The organism is Ruthenibacterium sp., assembly GCF_017421385.1.
Lineage (GTDB): Bacteria > Bacillota > Clostridia > Oscillospirales > Ruminococcaceae > Ruthenibacterium > Ruthenibacterium lactatiformans.
In genome coordinates, this window is sequence record NZ_JAFOIN010000032.1 from 1 (window position 1) to 14,607 (window position 14,607).

Annotated in this window: 9 protein-coding genes and 1 pseudogene; 3 read left to right on the plus strand and 7 right to left on the minus strand. The window is 60.5% G+C overall.

What is annotated here, in order from left to right:
* Positions 1-231: 231 nt before the first annotated feature.
* From IIY41_RS03795 to secG, 3 genes are all read right to left on the minus strand, one after another.
* Positions 232-498 carry a pro-sigmaK processing inhibitor BofA family protein gene (locus IIY41_RS03795; protein ID WP_009326020.1) on the minus strand — a complete coding sequence of 89 codons (267 nt, stop codon included), beginning with the start codon at positions 496-498 and terminating at the stop codon, positions 232-234.
* Between the two features lie 175 nt (positions 499-673).
* Positions 674-2,773: a ribonuclease R gene (gene rnr, locus IIY41_RS03800; RefSeq protein ID WP_287399783.1), complete on the minus strand. Its 2,100-nt coding sequence runs from the start codon at positions 2,771-2,773 to the stop codon at positions 674-676.
* A 99-nt stretch (positions 2,774-2,872) separates the two neighbouring features.
* A complete protein-coding gene (gene secG / locus IIY41_RS03805) occupies positions 2,873-3,121 on the minus strand; it encodes a preprotein translocase subunit SecG (protein ID WP_009326022.1) in 249 nt (82 codons plus the stop codon).
* Positions 3,122-3,414: 293 nt separating this feature from the next.
* Between secG and IIY41_RS03810 the strand changes: the two genes are divergently transcribed.
* A complete protein-coding gene (locus IIY41_RS03810) occupies positions 3,415-5,151 on the plus strand; it encodes a gluzincin family metallopeptidase (RefSeq protein ID WP_287399785.1) in 1,737 nt (578 codons plus the stop codon).
* A 99-nt stretch (positions 5,152-5,250) separates the two neighbouring features.
* Here the strand turns inward: IIY41_RS03810 and IIY41_RS03815 are convergent, their stop codons facing one another.
* The 4 genes from IIY41_RS03815 to IIY41_RS03830 all read right to left on the minus strand — a co-directional run bounded on the left by IIY41_RS03815 (position 5,251) and on the right by IIY41_RS03830 (position 11,807).
* Entirely contained in the window at positions 5,251-7,497 is a 2,247-nt protein-coding gene (locus IIY41_RS03815) for a DNA gyrase subunit A (protein ID WP_050004433.1), read from the minus strand.
* Between the two features lie 114 nt (positions 7,498-7,611).
* Positions 7,612-9,591, minus strand: coding sequence for a DNA gyrase/topoisomerase IV subunit B (locus tag IIY41_RS03820; RefSeq protein WP_287399787.1), 1,980 nt, complete (start codon positions 9,589-9,591; stop codon positions 7,612-7,614).
* A gap of 151 nt (positions 9,592-9,742) precedes the next feature.
* Positions 9,743-10,672 carry a hypothetical protein gene (locus IIY41_RS03825; protein WP_287399788.1) on the minus strand — a complete coding sequence of 310 codons (930 nt, stop codon included), beginning with the start codon at positions 10,670-10,672 and terminating at the stop codon, positions 9,743-9,745.
* A gap of 16 nt (positions 10,673-10,688) precedes the next feature.
* The gene (locus IIY41_RS03830; RefSeq protein WP_055080972.1) at positions 10,689-11,807 is read right to left on the minus strand and encodes a putative NPN-dependent ornithine cyclodeaminase; all 1,119 of its coding nucleotides are present in this window, start codon (positions 11,805-11,807) and stop codon (positions 10,689-10,691) included.
* Between the two features lie 121 nt (positions 11,808-11,928).
* Between IIY41_RS03830 and IIY41_RS03835 the strand changes: the two genes are divergently transcribed.
* Positions 11,929-13,359, plus strand: coding sequence for an aldehyde dehydrogenase (locus IIY41_RS03835; protein ID WP_270248419.1), 1,431 nt, complete (start codon positions 11,929-11,931; stop codon positions 13,357-13,359).
* Between the two features lie 182 nt (positions 13,360-13,541).
* Positions 13,542-14,444, plus strand: a pseudogene (gene pyrB / locus IIY41_RS03840) (aspartate carbamoyltransferase); the annotation flags it as partial.
* Between the last annotated feature and the right edge of the window lie 163 nt (positions 14,445-14,607).

Here is a 14,607-nt window from a genome sequence, read left to right on the forward strand (position 1 = left end):
CCCTGTTTCGTCCAGGCCCAATACATGCAGGGCGTTCTTGTCCTGCTCGTCCCTGTCCGCCTCCAGCGAAAAGCCCTGCTCGTCCACGAATACCTCTTTGCGCAGCCCATGGGCCAGCGCCATGCGCGCTGCGTCGTCAAACCCAAACCATTCAAAGTGCAGCGTCAATTTTATTCCTCCCTCCGCGGCGCGGCATGCGCCGCCTTTGGGGAATATTGTAGCCGACGGACGTTAAAAAAGCAACAGCACACGCAGCAGCAGCATGGTGACCACGCCCGGCGCGCCCAGCACCACGGCTACAAACGCCGTGGCGTAATTAAGCGCGATGGAAACGCCCGTGTACCCTGCCAGCAAATTCACCGCGCCCAGAGATGCGGCCCCGCACACCGCGCTGCCCAGCGCCCGCAGCAGCGGCCGCTTTGCCTTGGATGCTGCCAGCACTACGCCGATCACGCTCATCAGCGCCGCGAACACTCCGATGGTCTGTACCAGGATCATTTTCCTCACCTCGCCACAGCATATGCGGACAAGGCCCCCGGTATGACACCCGGATGCGCCCGGGGAGCAGCCGCCGCGGCAGCGCTTTTCCCGGGCGCGCAAAAGCCCCGGCGGGTACGGCTGTCTGCCGCACGCCCGCCGGGGCCCGCCGGGCCGGAAGCACCGGCTCCTTCCGCTACTGTTCCTGTGCCGGAACGAAATCCACATTGCCCTGAGAGACATCCACGCCCGCCACACGCACGCGCATGACGTCGCCCAGCCGCCATTCCCGACCGGACAGAATATCCCGCAGCGCCACGCCCTCGGTGAGCGTAAGCGCGTTTTCCGAAAGCGCCTGCGCGCGCACAAGGCCTTCTACGGTATTGGGCAGCTCCACATACAGGCCGAACTGCGTGATCGACGAGATCACGCCGTCGAATTCCTCTCCCTCGAAGCGGCGCATGTATTCGGCCTTGTAGCAGTCCTCCACATCGCGCTCCGCCGTCATGGCCAGCACCTCGCGCTCGGAGGACTGCACCGATGCTTCGGCCGCGAACTGCGCATATTTTTTCTGCACCGCGCCGTCGTCCATACCCGCGCAAACGTCGGAAAGGATACGGTGGATGGCAAGGTCCGGATAGCGCCGGATGGGCGAGGTGAAGTGGGCGTAATCTGCCAGCGCAAGGCCGAAGTGGCCCTTGGGCTGCGGCTCGTACTTTGCCTTGGCCATGCTGCGCAGCACACTTGTGTGCACCGGGCGCTCCAGATTGGTGCCCCGGGTATCGGCCAACAGCTTCGCAAGCTCCAGCGTGGTGGGCGTATCGCCCGCAAAATGGAAGTCCACACCCGCCGCCGTCAGCGTCTGCTTCAGCTTTTCGATCCGCTCTGGGTCCGGCGCTTCGTGCACACGGTACACGAACGGCAGCTTCAGCCGCCGCGCCAGCGCCGCCGCCGAGGAATTGGCCAGCAGCATAAATTCCTCGATCATCTGCTCCGCCTCGCCGCGTTCGCGCTTCACCACGTCCACACAGCGGCCCGCCTCGTCCAGCACCAGCTTTGCCTCGCCGCTCTCAATATCCATCGCGCCCCGGGCTGCGCGCAGCTTGGCCAGCTTGTGGTACAGCTCGCGCATCAGCGGCAGCTCCTGCGCCACGGCGGCGTAACGCTGGCGCAGCGCGTTGTCCGCCGTGCCGTCAAAAATGGCGTTCACCTCTTTGTACACACCTTTCACGCGGGAACGGATGACGGATTTCACGAACGCGTAATCCACTACACGGCCCGCGGCGTCCAGCTCCATCATACAGGAGAATGCCAGCCGGTCCGCGCCCTCGTTCAGGCTGCAGATGCCGTTGGAGAGCTGGCGCGGCAGCATGGGAATGACGCTGTCCGCATAATATACCGATGTGCCCCGCGCAAACGCCTCGGCGTCCAGCGCGCTGCCGGGGCGCACATAATGGCTCACGTCCGCGATGTGTACGCCCAGCCGGTATCCCGTATCGGTCTTTTCCAGGGAAATGGCGTCGTCGATGTCTTTCGTCTCGGCGGAATCTATGGTGAAGACAGGCATGCCGCGGTAATCCCTGCGGCCCGCCGCCTCTTTTTCCGCCACGGCCGCGCCTTCGTACTTTTTCGCTTCAGCCTTTGCCTTGAGCGGGAAATGGCGCGAGAGCCCCGCGCCATACAGCAGTGCCTTTGCGCACTGCTTGGCCTCCCCGGCGCTGCCGAAGCGCATGGCTACGCCCGCCCGGTGGTCCTCGTGGGAATCGCCGCGCTCCAGAATCTCCACCGCAGCCTTTTCACCGTCGCGCGCGCCGCCGTCGGCGCTCTTTTTGATATAGATGGGGCAGTGCGGACACGCGTCCGGCACCAGCGCCAGCCTGCCCTCAATGGTCTCCACCGTTCCGGTAAAGCGGTTGTTTTCCTTCACCACGGCCAGCACCTCGCCCTCGGACGAGCCCTCTACGCGCGGATGCTCGAACAGCGACACCAGCAGCGTGTCGCCGGGCATGGCTCCCATCAGGTATTTGCCCGGAATGAAGATATCCTGCCCGTCGGGCTGCACAGGCCGCGCGAAGCCAAACTTGCCCGCCAGCTTCACCAGCGTACACTCCACGGCGTTCCCTGTTTTCGGGTCCGGCACGGCGTACACGCCCTTGCGGCACACCACCTTGTTCCGCTCCACCAGCTCGTCCACGGCGCGGGCCACTTTTTTGTCGTTGCCCAGCTTCGCCTTCAGCTCTTTCAGGCGGCGCGGCTTCTTTTGCAGCTCTTTCAGTATTTTTGCTTTGATTCCCATAATATGCTCCTTACTCCACACACATAACAATACTTTTCCCCGGTCTTCGGAGATATATAGCAAAAAAGCCCGCCAAAAGCTGGCGGGCTTTTTTCTGGCTTATTTCAGATAGATGCTGATGACGCCCACCAGGATAGCGAGCACAAAGAACACGATGGCCGCATACTTGGTGTATTTGGCAAGCATGGCATTGGAGGAACGCGAGCGCCCTTCGTTGCCCATCATCTCACCGCCGGCGATCGCACCGGACAGGCCGTTGCCCTTGGATTCCTGGAACAGAACCATCACGATGATGGCAATGCTGCACAAAATCAGCAAAACACCGCTGATAATCTCTAAAACACCCATTTTGAAACCTCCAGTTCATTCGCGTAAATAACTATACCATAGCCCGCGGCAAAAAGCAAGCATATTTCTCGCGCGGCGCGCGGGTTTGCGAGGCCTTTCGTGTTTTATCCCATCTTTTGGCGCGCCCGGCGCCCGGCCGCGGGGCAAATTTGCAAAAAAGAGCGGCTTTTCCCCGCGTTTTGTGGTATGCTATTAACAGCCGCCGGTGCGCCTGTATGGGCGCACCGGCCATGCGCGCGGCGCACCCCCGGGGCGTCCCGCCGCTTTCTAAAAAACGAGCAAGGAGAGATCATATGATTCACCGCCGTAAAGCCGGCCGCGCGGCCGCCGCCGTGCTGGCCGCCTGCCTGCTGTTTTCCGCCTGCGGGCCGAACCTGTTCCAGACGCAGGCCGAGGAACGCCCGCCCGTTGTGCATGCCGATGTGGATTTCAGTACGCTGGAGTACGCACGTCCCGATCTGGACGCGCTGAACGCGAAGATCGACACAGCGCTGGAGCAGGTCTCCGCCGGAGACAAGGAAGAAGAAACATTGGCCCTCTACGACGACATTCTGGCGGATATCAGCGAGCTGGACACCATGAGCGCCATCGCCGGCATCCGCTACAATATCGACCTTACGGACGAATATTACGAAGCCGAGGAGCTGGCTCTGGACGAAGCATACACCCGTCTGGACAACCGCATGAACGAACTGACGGGCGCGATCCTGGAATCCGGCTACGGCAAGGCCGCCCGTGCGCGCTGGGGTGACGGCTTTGTGGAGCGTTACGAGGTGAACAGCAAGCTCAATTCTCCTGAGATAGAAGAGCTGAGCATACAGGAACAGGCCCTTGTGAGCGAGTATCAGAAGCTGTCCGCCACCGAATATACGGCCGAGCGCGACGGAGAAGCCGTGACGCTGAACGATCTGGATCTGACGCAGGAATCCGATATCGCGCTGTACTATGCGATCTATGAAAAGCGCAACGCAGAGCTGGGACAGATCTACCGTGAACTGGTGCAGCTGCGCGTGGAGATCGCCAAAAAGCTGGGTTATGACAGCTACACCGATTACGCCTATGACCTCCTGGGCCGCGATTTCACCAAAGAGGATGCGGCCGCGTTCAGCGAAAAGGTCAAGGAGTACCTGGCCCCCATCAGCGACGCGATCTACAACCGCTATTACAGCGATATTGCCGCGGCACAGGCCCGCACGGACGTTACCTTTGACGACGGCATCCCTGTGCTGGAACAGGCGCTGAAGAACGGTGGATATCCCGCCGCCATGAGCGACGCGCTGACCTACATGCTGGAACACAACCTGTACAGCTTCGGCGGCGGCGCAAACAAAATGGCTGCGGGCTACACCACGCTGCTGAACCGTTACGCCGCGCCGTATATGTTTGTGAATACCGATTATTATACCGACCCGGGTACACTGTTCCACGAGTTCGGCCACTATTACAACTTCTACCTCATGGGAGAGACGCTCTGGAACGACGGCAACAATCTGGATCTGGCGGAGATCCACTCCCAGGGTCTGGAAGTGCTGATGTTCGACACCTACGAGGATATGTACGGCGAGGACGCCTCCTATATCGAGTACGCACAACTGATGAACCTGGTGGATTCCGTACTTCAGGGCTGTGCCGAGGACGAATTCCAGCAGGCCGTGTTTGAGGACCCGGACATGCCGCTGGACGAGATGAACCTTCTGCATGCCCAGATCTATCAGGACTACATGGGTTATCCTCTGGTTTACGAGTGGGTGGATATCCACCATCATTTCGAAACGCCGTTCTACTATGTCAGCTATGCCACCTCCGCCGTGTCCGCGCTGGAACTCTGGGCGGACGCGCTGGAAAACCGGGACAAAGCCATGCAGATCTATGATAAGCTGACGCAATATACCATCAACGTGGAATACCTGGAAACACTTAAGAAAGTGGGGCTGAGCGACCCGTTCTCCTCCGATTGCGTGCAGCGCGTGGCGCAGGCGCTGAATGACGAGATGCAGCTTTCCGGCAAGCCGGGCTCCAAGGCCGCATGACCTTTATTCCGCCACCATTCCTTCGTATCAAAAAAGCCGCCGCGGCTCCCGCTGAAACGGGGAGCCGCGGCGGCTTTTTTGATTCCGTTTTCCGGGCCCTTACAGCAGCTGCATCTGCTCGGCGGTGTCCTCGCCGCGCAGGATAGCACCTGCCGCGGGCAGCGTACGCACGCGGTAGCGGTGCGGGTCCGTCAATTCCAGATTGGCTGCGCGGCGCACATGGATGATGGACTGGTTCTTTTTAAGCGTAACAACGTTCACACCTGCGGTATTCTTTGTCTGCTTCGCGGGCACCTGGGCCGAATTCACCAGCAGCATGCGGCCTGCGCTGGTGTAAATGGCAAGCTCGCATTCCTCGTGCAGGTGTGCCGCGTACACCAGCGGCGATTTGTCGCTGAAGGCATTGAGCAGCTTGCGCCGGTTCTGCTTGGTGGCGTAGCTTTCCATGGGCACCTTTGCCGCTTTGCCGTTGGCAAACAGGAAGAACATATGGCCTTTGTAATCCGTTGTAAGGGCCATATACACGGGCGTTTCGCCCTCCTCCATGCCCAGCCGCGCGGCGATATAGTCGCCCATCACGCTGGCCTTGCCGTCGTCAAAATCGCCCACGCGGCACTTGTACACCTGGCATTTGCTGGTGAAGAACAACAGCTCGGCGTTGTTCTTCGTTTCCATCTGGACGGTGATCTCATCGCCCTCCTTGAGCTTTTGCTCACCGGACATCCGCAGGGACTGCGGCGTGATCTTTTTAAAATATCCTTCGCGGGTATAGAACACGGTAACGGGATAATCCGGCATGCCTTCGTCCTCGTCCTCATCCTCGGGCAGCTCCGCCTCGTACAGGATCTCGCTGCGGCGCGGCTCGCCGTATTGCTTGGCGACCGCCGCCAGTTCGTCGATGATGACCCTTTTGATTTTTGCCGGGCTGTTCAGGATATCCTTCAGCCGGGCGATGTCCGCTTCCAGGTCCGTCGTTTCCTGTGTACGCCTGAGGATGTATTCGCGGTTCAGGTGGCGCAGCTTGATCTCAGCCACATACTCTGCCTGCACCTTGTCGATGCCGAAGCCGATCATCAGGTTGGGCACCACCTCGGCTTCCTCTTCGGTCTCGCGCACAATGCGCACAGCCTTGTCGATATCCAGCAGAATGGCCTCCAGGCCCTTGAGCAGATGCAGGCGCTTTTCCTTGCCCTGCAGATCGTAATACGTACGGCGGCGCACGCACTCGGTGCGGAATGCGGCCCACTCGCCCAATATCTCGCGCACGCCCATCACACGCGGCATGCCCGAGATGAGGATATTGAAATTGCATGGGAAACTGTCCTCCAGCGGCGTCATGCGGAACAGCTTCTGCATCACCTTGTCCGCGTCCTGCCCGCGCTTGAGGTCAATGGTCAGCTTGAGGCCGTTGAGATCCGTCTCGTCGCGCATGTCGCTGATCTCTTTTACGCGGCCGGATTTTACGAGCTCGGCGATCTTGTCCATAATGGCCTCGATCGTGGTCGTGGGCGGGATCTGGGTCACCTCGATCATATTGCCGTCTTTCTGGTACTCATATCGGGCGCGCACGCGCACGCCGCCCCGGCCCGTCTCATAGATCCTGCCGATATCCTCCTCATTGTACAGGATATAGCCGCCGCCCACGAAATCCGGTGCGGGCAGGGTGGAGCGGATGTCATGATCCGGGTTCTTAAGCAGGGCAATGGTGGTCTCGCACAGCTCCGCCAGGTTGAATGAGCAGATGCTGGACGCCATACCCACGGCGATGCCCAGTGTGTTGTTGGCCAGGATCGTCGGGAACGTGACGGGCAGCAGCGTGGGCTCCTGCGTGGTGGCGTCGTAGTTGTCCACAAAATCGACGGTATCCTTGTCGATGTCGCGGAACAGCTCGTTGCACACCTCCTCCAGCTTCGCCTCGGTATAACGCGAGGCGGCGTATGCCATATCCCGGCTGTACGCTTTGCCGAAGTTGCCCTTGCCGGAAACGAAGGGCACCAGCAGGCTTTCGTTTCCCCGTGCCAGGCGCACCATGGTATCGTAAATAGCCTGGTCACCGTGGGGGTTCAGGTGCATGGTGCTGCCCACGATGTTGGCGGACTTTGTGCGGTTACCCTTCAAAAGGCCCATGTCATACATCGTGTACAGCACCTTGCGGTGGGCCGGCTTAAAGCCGTCGATCTCCGGCAGCGCGCGGGAGACGATGACGCTCATGGCGTAGGGCATATAGTTGGTTTCCAGCGTCTGGGTGATGGGTTCTTCCAGTACGCTGCCCGCGTCCAGTATCTCTACGCTGTCGCCCAACTGCGGGCGCGCGGCTGTTTTTTTCGGCTGTTTTTTCTTTGCCATCTGTTTTCCTCACATCTCAAGAATTGTGCGGCCGCCGAACGGGTCCAACGTATGGCCCTTGGGGCAGGCCGCGGACGCGGCTTGTTCAGCGTCCGTCCGGGAAGGACGCATCCGTCAGGACACGTCCAGCTCATCCAGATATTCGTAGCCATGGTTGGCGATATGCTCCTTGCGGCCCGCCAGGTTGTCGCCCAACAGCAGGTCAAACACTTCTCCCGTGCGCTTTGCATCCTCCGGCGTTACCTTGATGAGGCGGCGCGTCTCGGGGTTCATCGTCGTCAGCCACATCATCTCTGCGTCGTTTTCGCCAAGGCCCTTGGAACGCTGGATGGTATACTTTGCACCGCCGATGCGTTTCAAAAATTCAGCCTTTTCCGGTTCGGTATAAGCAAAGTACGTCTTGCCCTTGCTCTCGATCTCATACAGGGGCGATTCCGCGATATACACATAGCCTTCCTCGATGAGTGAAGGAACAAGACGGTAGATCATCGTCAGGATCAGCGTGCGGATCTGGTAGCCGTCCACATCGGCGTCGGTACAGATGATGACCTTGCTCCAGCGCAGGTTGGCGATGTCAAAGCTGGAGAGATCCTTTTTGCCCTTGCCGCCCAGTTCCACACCGCAGCCCAGCACCTTGATGAGGTCCGTGATGATATCGCTTTTGAAAATCCGGTCGTAATCCGCCTTCAGGCAGTTGAGGATCTTTCCGCGCACGGGCATGATGGCCTGGAATTCCGAATCCCGGCTGGTTTTGACGGCGCCCATGGCCGAATCGCCCTCCACAATATATATCTCACGGCGGGCAAGGTCCTTGGAGCGGCAGTCCACAAATTTCTGCACGCGGTTGGCGATGTCTATCTGGGCGGAGAGCGTCTTTTTCGCGCCCTGGCGCACCTTGTCCGCATGCTCGCGGCTCTGCTTGTTCACCAGCACCTGCTGGGCCAGCTTCATCGCCTCGTCAGGCTTTTCGATGAAGTACACTTCCAGGTTGTGCTTGAGGAACTCCGTCATGGCCTGCTGAATGAACTTGTTGGTGATGGCTTTTTTCGTCTGGTTCTCGTAGCTCGTCTGCGTGGAGAACGAACTGGAGACGAAAATCAGGCAGTCCTGCACGTCGGTGAAGGTGATCTTGCTCTCGCCTTTTTTGTACAGGTTTTTCGCCTTTAAAAATGCGTCGATCTGGTTGACGAAAGCCAGCTTCACGGCGCGGTCCGGGCTGCCGCCGTGCTCCAGCCAGCTGGAGTTGTGATAATATTCCAAAAGCTGATTTTTATTGGAAAAACAGAACGCGGCACTCATTTTGACCTTATAGTCCAGCCTGTCCTCCCTGTCGCGCCCTTCGGCGGTGGACTGGCAGAACACCACGGGGGTCAGGCTTTGAAGGTCGGCCACTTCCTCCACATAGTCCTTGATGCCGTTTTCGTAGCAGTATTCCGTTACTTCCTTTTTATCGCCGCTCTCGTCGGTGAACACAAAGGTGACGCCCGCGTTGACAACGGCCTGGCGCTTGATGACGTCCTTATAATATTCACTGGGCACGTTGATATCGGTGAACACTTCGGCATCCGGCTTCCAACGGATGGCGGAGCCCGTTTTTTTGCGGGTGGCAGGCTCTTTTTTCAGCCCTCCCGTGTTTTCCCCTTTGCGGAAATCCAGGTGATAATGGAAACCGTCCCGGTAAATATCCGCCGTCATCCATTCGGACGCATACTGCGTGGCGCACAGGCCCAGACCGTTCAGGCCCAGGGAATATTCGTAATTGTCCGCGCCGGCGGAGTATTTGCCGCCCGCGTACATCTCGCAGAACAGCAGCTCCCAGTTGTAGCGCTGCTCGTTTTTATTGTAATCCACGGGCATGCCGCGGCCGAAGTCCTCCACCTCTACCGAGCCGTCCTTAAACTTGGTGATGAGGATGCGGTTGCCGTAGCCCTCACGCGCCTCATCGATGGCGTTGGACAATATCTCGAAAATGGAATGGGCGCAGCCCTCCACGCCGTCGGAGCCAAAAATAACGCCGGGACGCTTGCGCACCCGGTCGGCGCCCTTCAGGGATGTGATGCTTTCATTGGTATAGGCGGCAGGTTTTCTTGCCATTCGGTTTGTGCCTCCTTGGAGCTTCATATTTGTGATCGCTTTGCCGTACAGAGCTATAAAACAGCCCTATAGCCATATGCTGTAACCGCGCACAGGGCGGCCCGTCTGGGCCGCCCGGCGCAACGCTGCTTTTGTTTTGGGCGTTCCCGCATCACAGCAGATACTGCGACACCAGCACCGCCCCCATCGTGAACACCGCGGCCGCGGCCATGGTGACAAAGGGCATATACCGCAGGATAAAATCCGCCGTGGAATCCTTCATGATGGAAACGCAGGCCTGCGGTGCGCCGCCCATGGCCGGAACGGCGGGCCGTTCCATTTCCTGCTCCGGTACGCCGCGCAGCGCGCGCGGCATCCAGGGCTTTTGCACAGCATACTGCACGCCGCCGCCCCGCTGCCCGCCGGAGCCGCCGGCGGGCGCTTCGTCCTGCACGGGCAAAAACTGCATATCCGCACCAAACTGGGGGCGTGCCGGCGCCGCGCCGCTCTGCGCATCGCGCACAGCCGCCTGCATCAGCACCTTTTCCACGCCGCACTCGCTGCAATAACGGATGCCGCGGCCCGCGTTGTAATTGAACGCGCCGCAGGTGCAGCGCCAGCCGTCGGCAGCCTCCTCGGGGTAATAATCCGCATCCTGCGTGCCCAAGGCGCGGCACACGGCCGCGCGTTCGCGCTGGGGCAGGGGCCGCAGCGCAGGCAGCGCCACAGCCGGGCAGCGGCGCAGGTCATGAGGCGCTCCGTCGTCGTAGGTGACGGAGCCCAGGCGTACCTCCACGCTGCCCAAAGGCTCGTCGCTGACAAACACCGCATCGTCGAAGCCGAAGCACTCGCCTTCCCCGGCATACACATTATCATAGGTAAAGGAGTCCTCCACCACCACTTCGCCGTATTTGTTCTTGCAGCGGAAATACGCTGTGAACGAGACCAGCGGGCGGGAGAACAGGTTTTTGAACGTAAGCGTCACGACCGTGGCGCCCGTGCCTTCCATGCGGAACAGCTCCACCATAACAAAATGCACCGGGCTGCCTTTACAATAATAGCTCGCGCGGGACTGCGCAAGCGGCGTAAATTTCTGACTCATTGGAGCAACACCACCCTTAACGGTTTATTTTATCATATTTTTCCGCAACCGGCAAGCCGAGCCCTGCGGCCACGCGGCACAAAAAGTCCTGTGCATTGGCCACGATGGGCACGCTGGAAAGGCTGCCCCTGTCCCGCAGTTTGTTGGTGACGAACTCGGAGACATCCACACAGTACAGGTATACCGGCCGTACCCGGCCGCCGCGCACACAGTAGGAAGGCGTCATATTGCCCGTGGCAATGGTATGCAGCTGGGTGGCCACACAGATGACGGTGGTGGCCTGCTGCACCAGCTCCCGCATGGCGTTCTGCGCCGCGTACACGTCGCCGTATACGCCGGGCAGCGGGCCGTCGTCGCGGATGGAACCGGCCAGCACATAGGGCACGCCGTGCGCCACGCAGGCATGCATAATGCCGTCCCGGATGCCGTTCTGTTCGATGAACGCCGGAATGGAGCCTGCAGCCCGCGCGGCGTTGATGACGTCGATGTGGTGGTAATGGCCGTTGGGGCGGCTCTCCTGCGTGTAGATATCCTGCCCCAGCGCCGTGTGCAGCAGCGAACCCTCCAGGTCGTGCGTGGCAAGAGCGTTGCCCGCCAGCAGGCCGTGGGCATAGCCGTTTTCGATGAGTGCCTGCATGGCCGCCTTGGCCGACGCGTCGAAGCTGCATGCCGGACCGAGCACCCATACCACATTGCCGTGCTCTTTTTCATGGCGCAGCAGCCCGGCCAGTGCGTCATAATCCCGCGTGAAAGCCGTTTCCCGGCTGCGCCCGGTGCGGAACGCGAACGCTTCAGCGCTTTTGCCGCCCGCGGAAAAGCCCTCCGTATGCATCAGAATGCCCTCGCTGCCATCGTCCGTGCGGCCCAGCACCACGCTGTCGCCCTGCACAAGATTGCGGAACTCCACAATGCGCAGTTCCCCGTCCGGGGCCAGAACAGGCACGCAGTCCATACGGCTTTTTTCAGCAAGACGCCACACGCCGTCCACTTTATAATATTCCGGATACATGCCTGTGGCATGATAGCCCGCAGGCGCGGCGCCGTCCGCAGGGGCCGGTGCCGTGCGCACGCTGGGCGCATTTTGTAAAAGCGGCGCGGAAAAATCCGGCGCGCAGTATTCGGGCAATGTAAACATATCATTCCCGCCTTTCCTCTGTTTTACAAGTATTCCGCAGGCGCCGGCCGCACGGCAGTGCGCGTTCGTTTTCGGAAAGCCGCGGCGCCGCTCCTGCAAACACAATGTTTACGAGTGCATTATAACATGCTATACTGACAGCAACAACCCATACCACTATAAACCACAGGAGGGCCAAGGCATGCAGATTGAAGAGCTGGTATCCGCCCAGAGGGCTTTTTTCAATACAGGCGCGACAAAAGACGCCGCTTTCCGCCGCCGCGCGCTGGCCGCGCTGAGGCAGGCGGTAACGGCCCGGGAGGCCGATATCTGCGCCGCCCTGAAGGAGGACCTGCACAAATCTCCCTTTGAGAGCTATATGTGCGAGACAGGCCTTGTACTGAGCGAGCTGACCTATATGGAAAAGCATCTGAACCGCCTGATGCGTGCCAGGCGCGCCAAAACCCCGCTGGCGCAGTTCCCCGCCCGCAGCTTCGTCGTGCCCGAGCCGCTGGGCGTGGCGCTGGTGATGAGCCCGTGGAATTATCCGTTCATGCTCTCGCTGGACCCGTTGGTCGGCGCGATCGCGGCGGGCAACTGCGCGGTGCTCAAGCCCAGCGCGTACGCGCCGGCCACCAGCCGCGTTTTGAAGGAGCTTGTGGAAAGCTGCTTCGCGCCGGACCATATCGCCGTCGTGGAGGGCGGACGCGCGGAAAACGAAGCCCTGCTGGAACAGAAATTCGACTATATCTTTTTCACGGGCAGTGTGGCCGTTGGCAGGCTGGTGATGGAAAAGGCCGCGCGCTGGCTCACGCCCGTGACGCTGGAGCTGGGCGGCAAAAGCCCGTGCATCATTGACCAAACCGCAGACCTCCCCCTGGCGGCAAAGCGCCTCGCCTTCGGCAAATACCTGAACGCCGGGCAGACCTGCGTCGCGCCGGATTATGTGCTCGTGCACAGGGACGTTCATGACGGGCTGCTGGCGCTTCTGGCCGGGGAGATTGCCGCCTTTTACGGCAGCGACCCGCTGGCCTGCCCGGATTACGGACGTATCGTGAACGAAAAGCATTTCCACCGCCTGATGGGCCTGATGGACAGCGGACGCGTGGTATGCGGCGGCACGGGCAGCGCCGAAACGCTGCAGATCGCGCCCACGGTGCTGGCGGATGTTTCACCCGACAGCCCGGTGATGAGCGAGGAAATTTTCGGGCCCGTCCTTCCCGTGCTGGCCTATGAAAGCCTGGATGAGGCCGTGGCGTTCGTGAACGCGCGGCCGAAGCCCCTGGCACTGTACCTGTTTACCACCGACAAAGCCGCAGAGCGCCGCGTGCTGCGGGACTGCAGCTTCGGCGGCGGATGCATCAACGACACCATCATCCACCTTGCCACCAGCGACATGGGCTTTGGCGGCGTGGGTGAAAGCGGCATGGGCAGTTACCACGGCAAGCTCAGCTTCGATACGTTCACACATTACAAAAGCATTGTCAAAAAATCAAACCGGCTCGATCTTCCCGTGCGTTACCAGCCCTATACAAAGGAAAAGGAGCGCATGCTGCGGCGTGTTTTAAAATAAGAAACGCCCTTTACAACCGCCGCCCGGCGCGGTATAATGTCCAAGAAATTGCCGCTGCACGGCAAGCATGTCTGCCCGGTGAATGCGAGGGGCAGGCCGGGAAGCATGGCGTGTCACCGCGCGGCCTGCAGCAAGCCGCGCGCGGCTGCCGTGCCCGCGAGGGATTCTTGGAGGGAATGTATATGCGCCATTTGATCGACCCGCTGGACTTTACCGTGGAAGAGCTGGACAGGCTTCTGCGGCTGGGCGAAGATATCCGCCGCGAGCCGGGAGCCTACTCGGAAAGCTGCAAAGGCAAAAAGCTTGCCACTCTGTTTTACGAGCCAAGTACCCGCACCCGTCTTTCGTTTGAAGCCGCGATGCTCAATCTGGGCGGCAGCGTGCTGGGCTTCCCCAGTGCCAACGTATCCAGCGTTTCCAAGGGCGAAAGCGTGGCCGATACCATTCGTATCGTCTCCTGCTACGCGGACATTGCCGCCATGCGCCATCCCCTGGAGGGCGCGCCCATGCGCGCGGCACGCTTTTCGCGCATCCCCGTCATCAACGCGGGCGACGGCGGCCACCAGCATCCCACCCAGACACTGACGGACCTGCTCACCATCCTGACGTGCCGGGGCCGCCTGTCCCACCTGAAGATTGGCTTCTGCGGCGATTTGAAATACGGGCGCACCGTGCACTCGCTGGTGAATGCGCTGGCCCGTTACGAGGGCAATGAATTCATGTTCATCAGTCCTGAGGAGCTGCGCGTGCCCGGCCACCTTATCGAAAACGTTGTCAAGCCCGCACACATCCCCTATGCCGAGGTGACGGGACTGGAGGAAGCCATGGCGGACTTGGACATCCTGTATATGACGCGCATCCAAAAGGAGCGTTTTACCGACGCCGGCGAATATGAACGCCTGAAAGGCAGTTATGTGCTGGATATGCCCAAAATGGCGCTGGGCAAAGCGGACATGGCGGTGTTGCACCCGCTGCCCCGCGTAAATGAGATCGCGCTGGCGGTTGACGACGACCCTCGCGCCGCCTATTTTGAGCAGGCGCAGAACGGCGTGTATGTGCGTATGGCACTGATCCTGACGCTGCTGGGCCTGGCGCCCTCCGGCCCGCTGGCCGAGCAGGCTCTTTCCGCACAGCGCGCCGCCGAGGCAACGGGTGCGCCGTGCCGGAACCCCCGCTGTATCACGGTTGCCGAAGAAGAGCTTGTGCCCCTGTACGTCCCCGACGCTCACGGTGTGCCGCGCTGTGTGT

Coding starts and splice junctions, on each gene's coding strand:
- IIY41_RS03795 (WP_009326020.1), bottom strand. CDS start 498: ATGATCCTGGTACAGACCATCGGAGTGTTCGCGGCGCTGATGAGCGTG.
- rnr (WP_287399783.1), bottom strand. CDS start 2,773: ATGGGAATCAAAGCAAAAATACTGAAAGAGCTGCAAAAGAAGCCGCGC.
- secG (WP_009326022.1), bottom strand. CDS start 3,121: ATGGGTGTTTTAGAGATTATCAGCGGTGTTTTGCTGATTTTGTGCAGC.
- IIY41_RS03810 (WP_287399785.1), top strand. CDS start 3,415: ATGATTCACCGCCGTAAAGCCGGCCGCGCGGCCGCCGCCGTGCTGGCC.
- IIY41_RS03815 (WP_050004433.1), bottom strand. CDS start 7,497: ATGGCAAAGAAAAAACAGCCGAAAAAAACAGCCGCGCGCCCGCAGTTG.
- IIY41_RS03820 (WP_287399787.1), bottom strand. CDS start 9,591: ATGGCAAGAAAACCTGCCGCCTATACCAATGAAAGCATCACATCCCTG.
- IIY41_RS03825 (WP_287399788.1), bottom strand. CDS start 10,672: ATGAGTCAGAAATTTACGCCGCTTGCGCAGTCCCGCGCGAGCTATTAT.
- IIY41_RS03830 (WP_055080972.1), bottom strand. CDS start 11,807: ATGTTTACATTGCCCGAATACTGCGCGCCGGATTTTTCCGCGCCGCTT.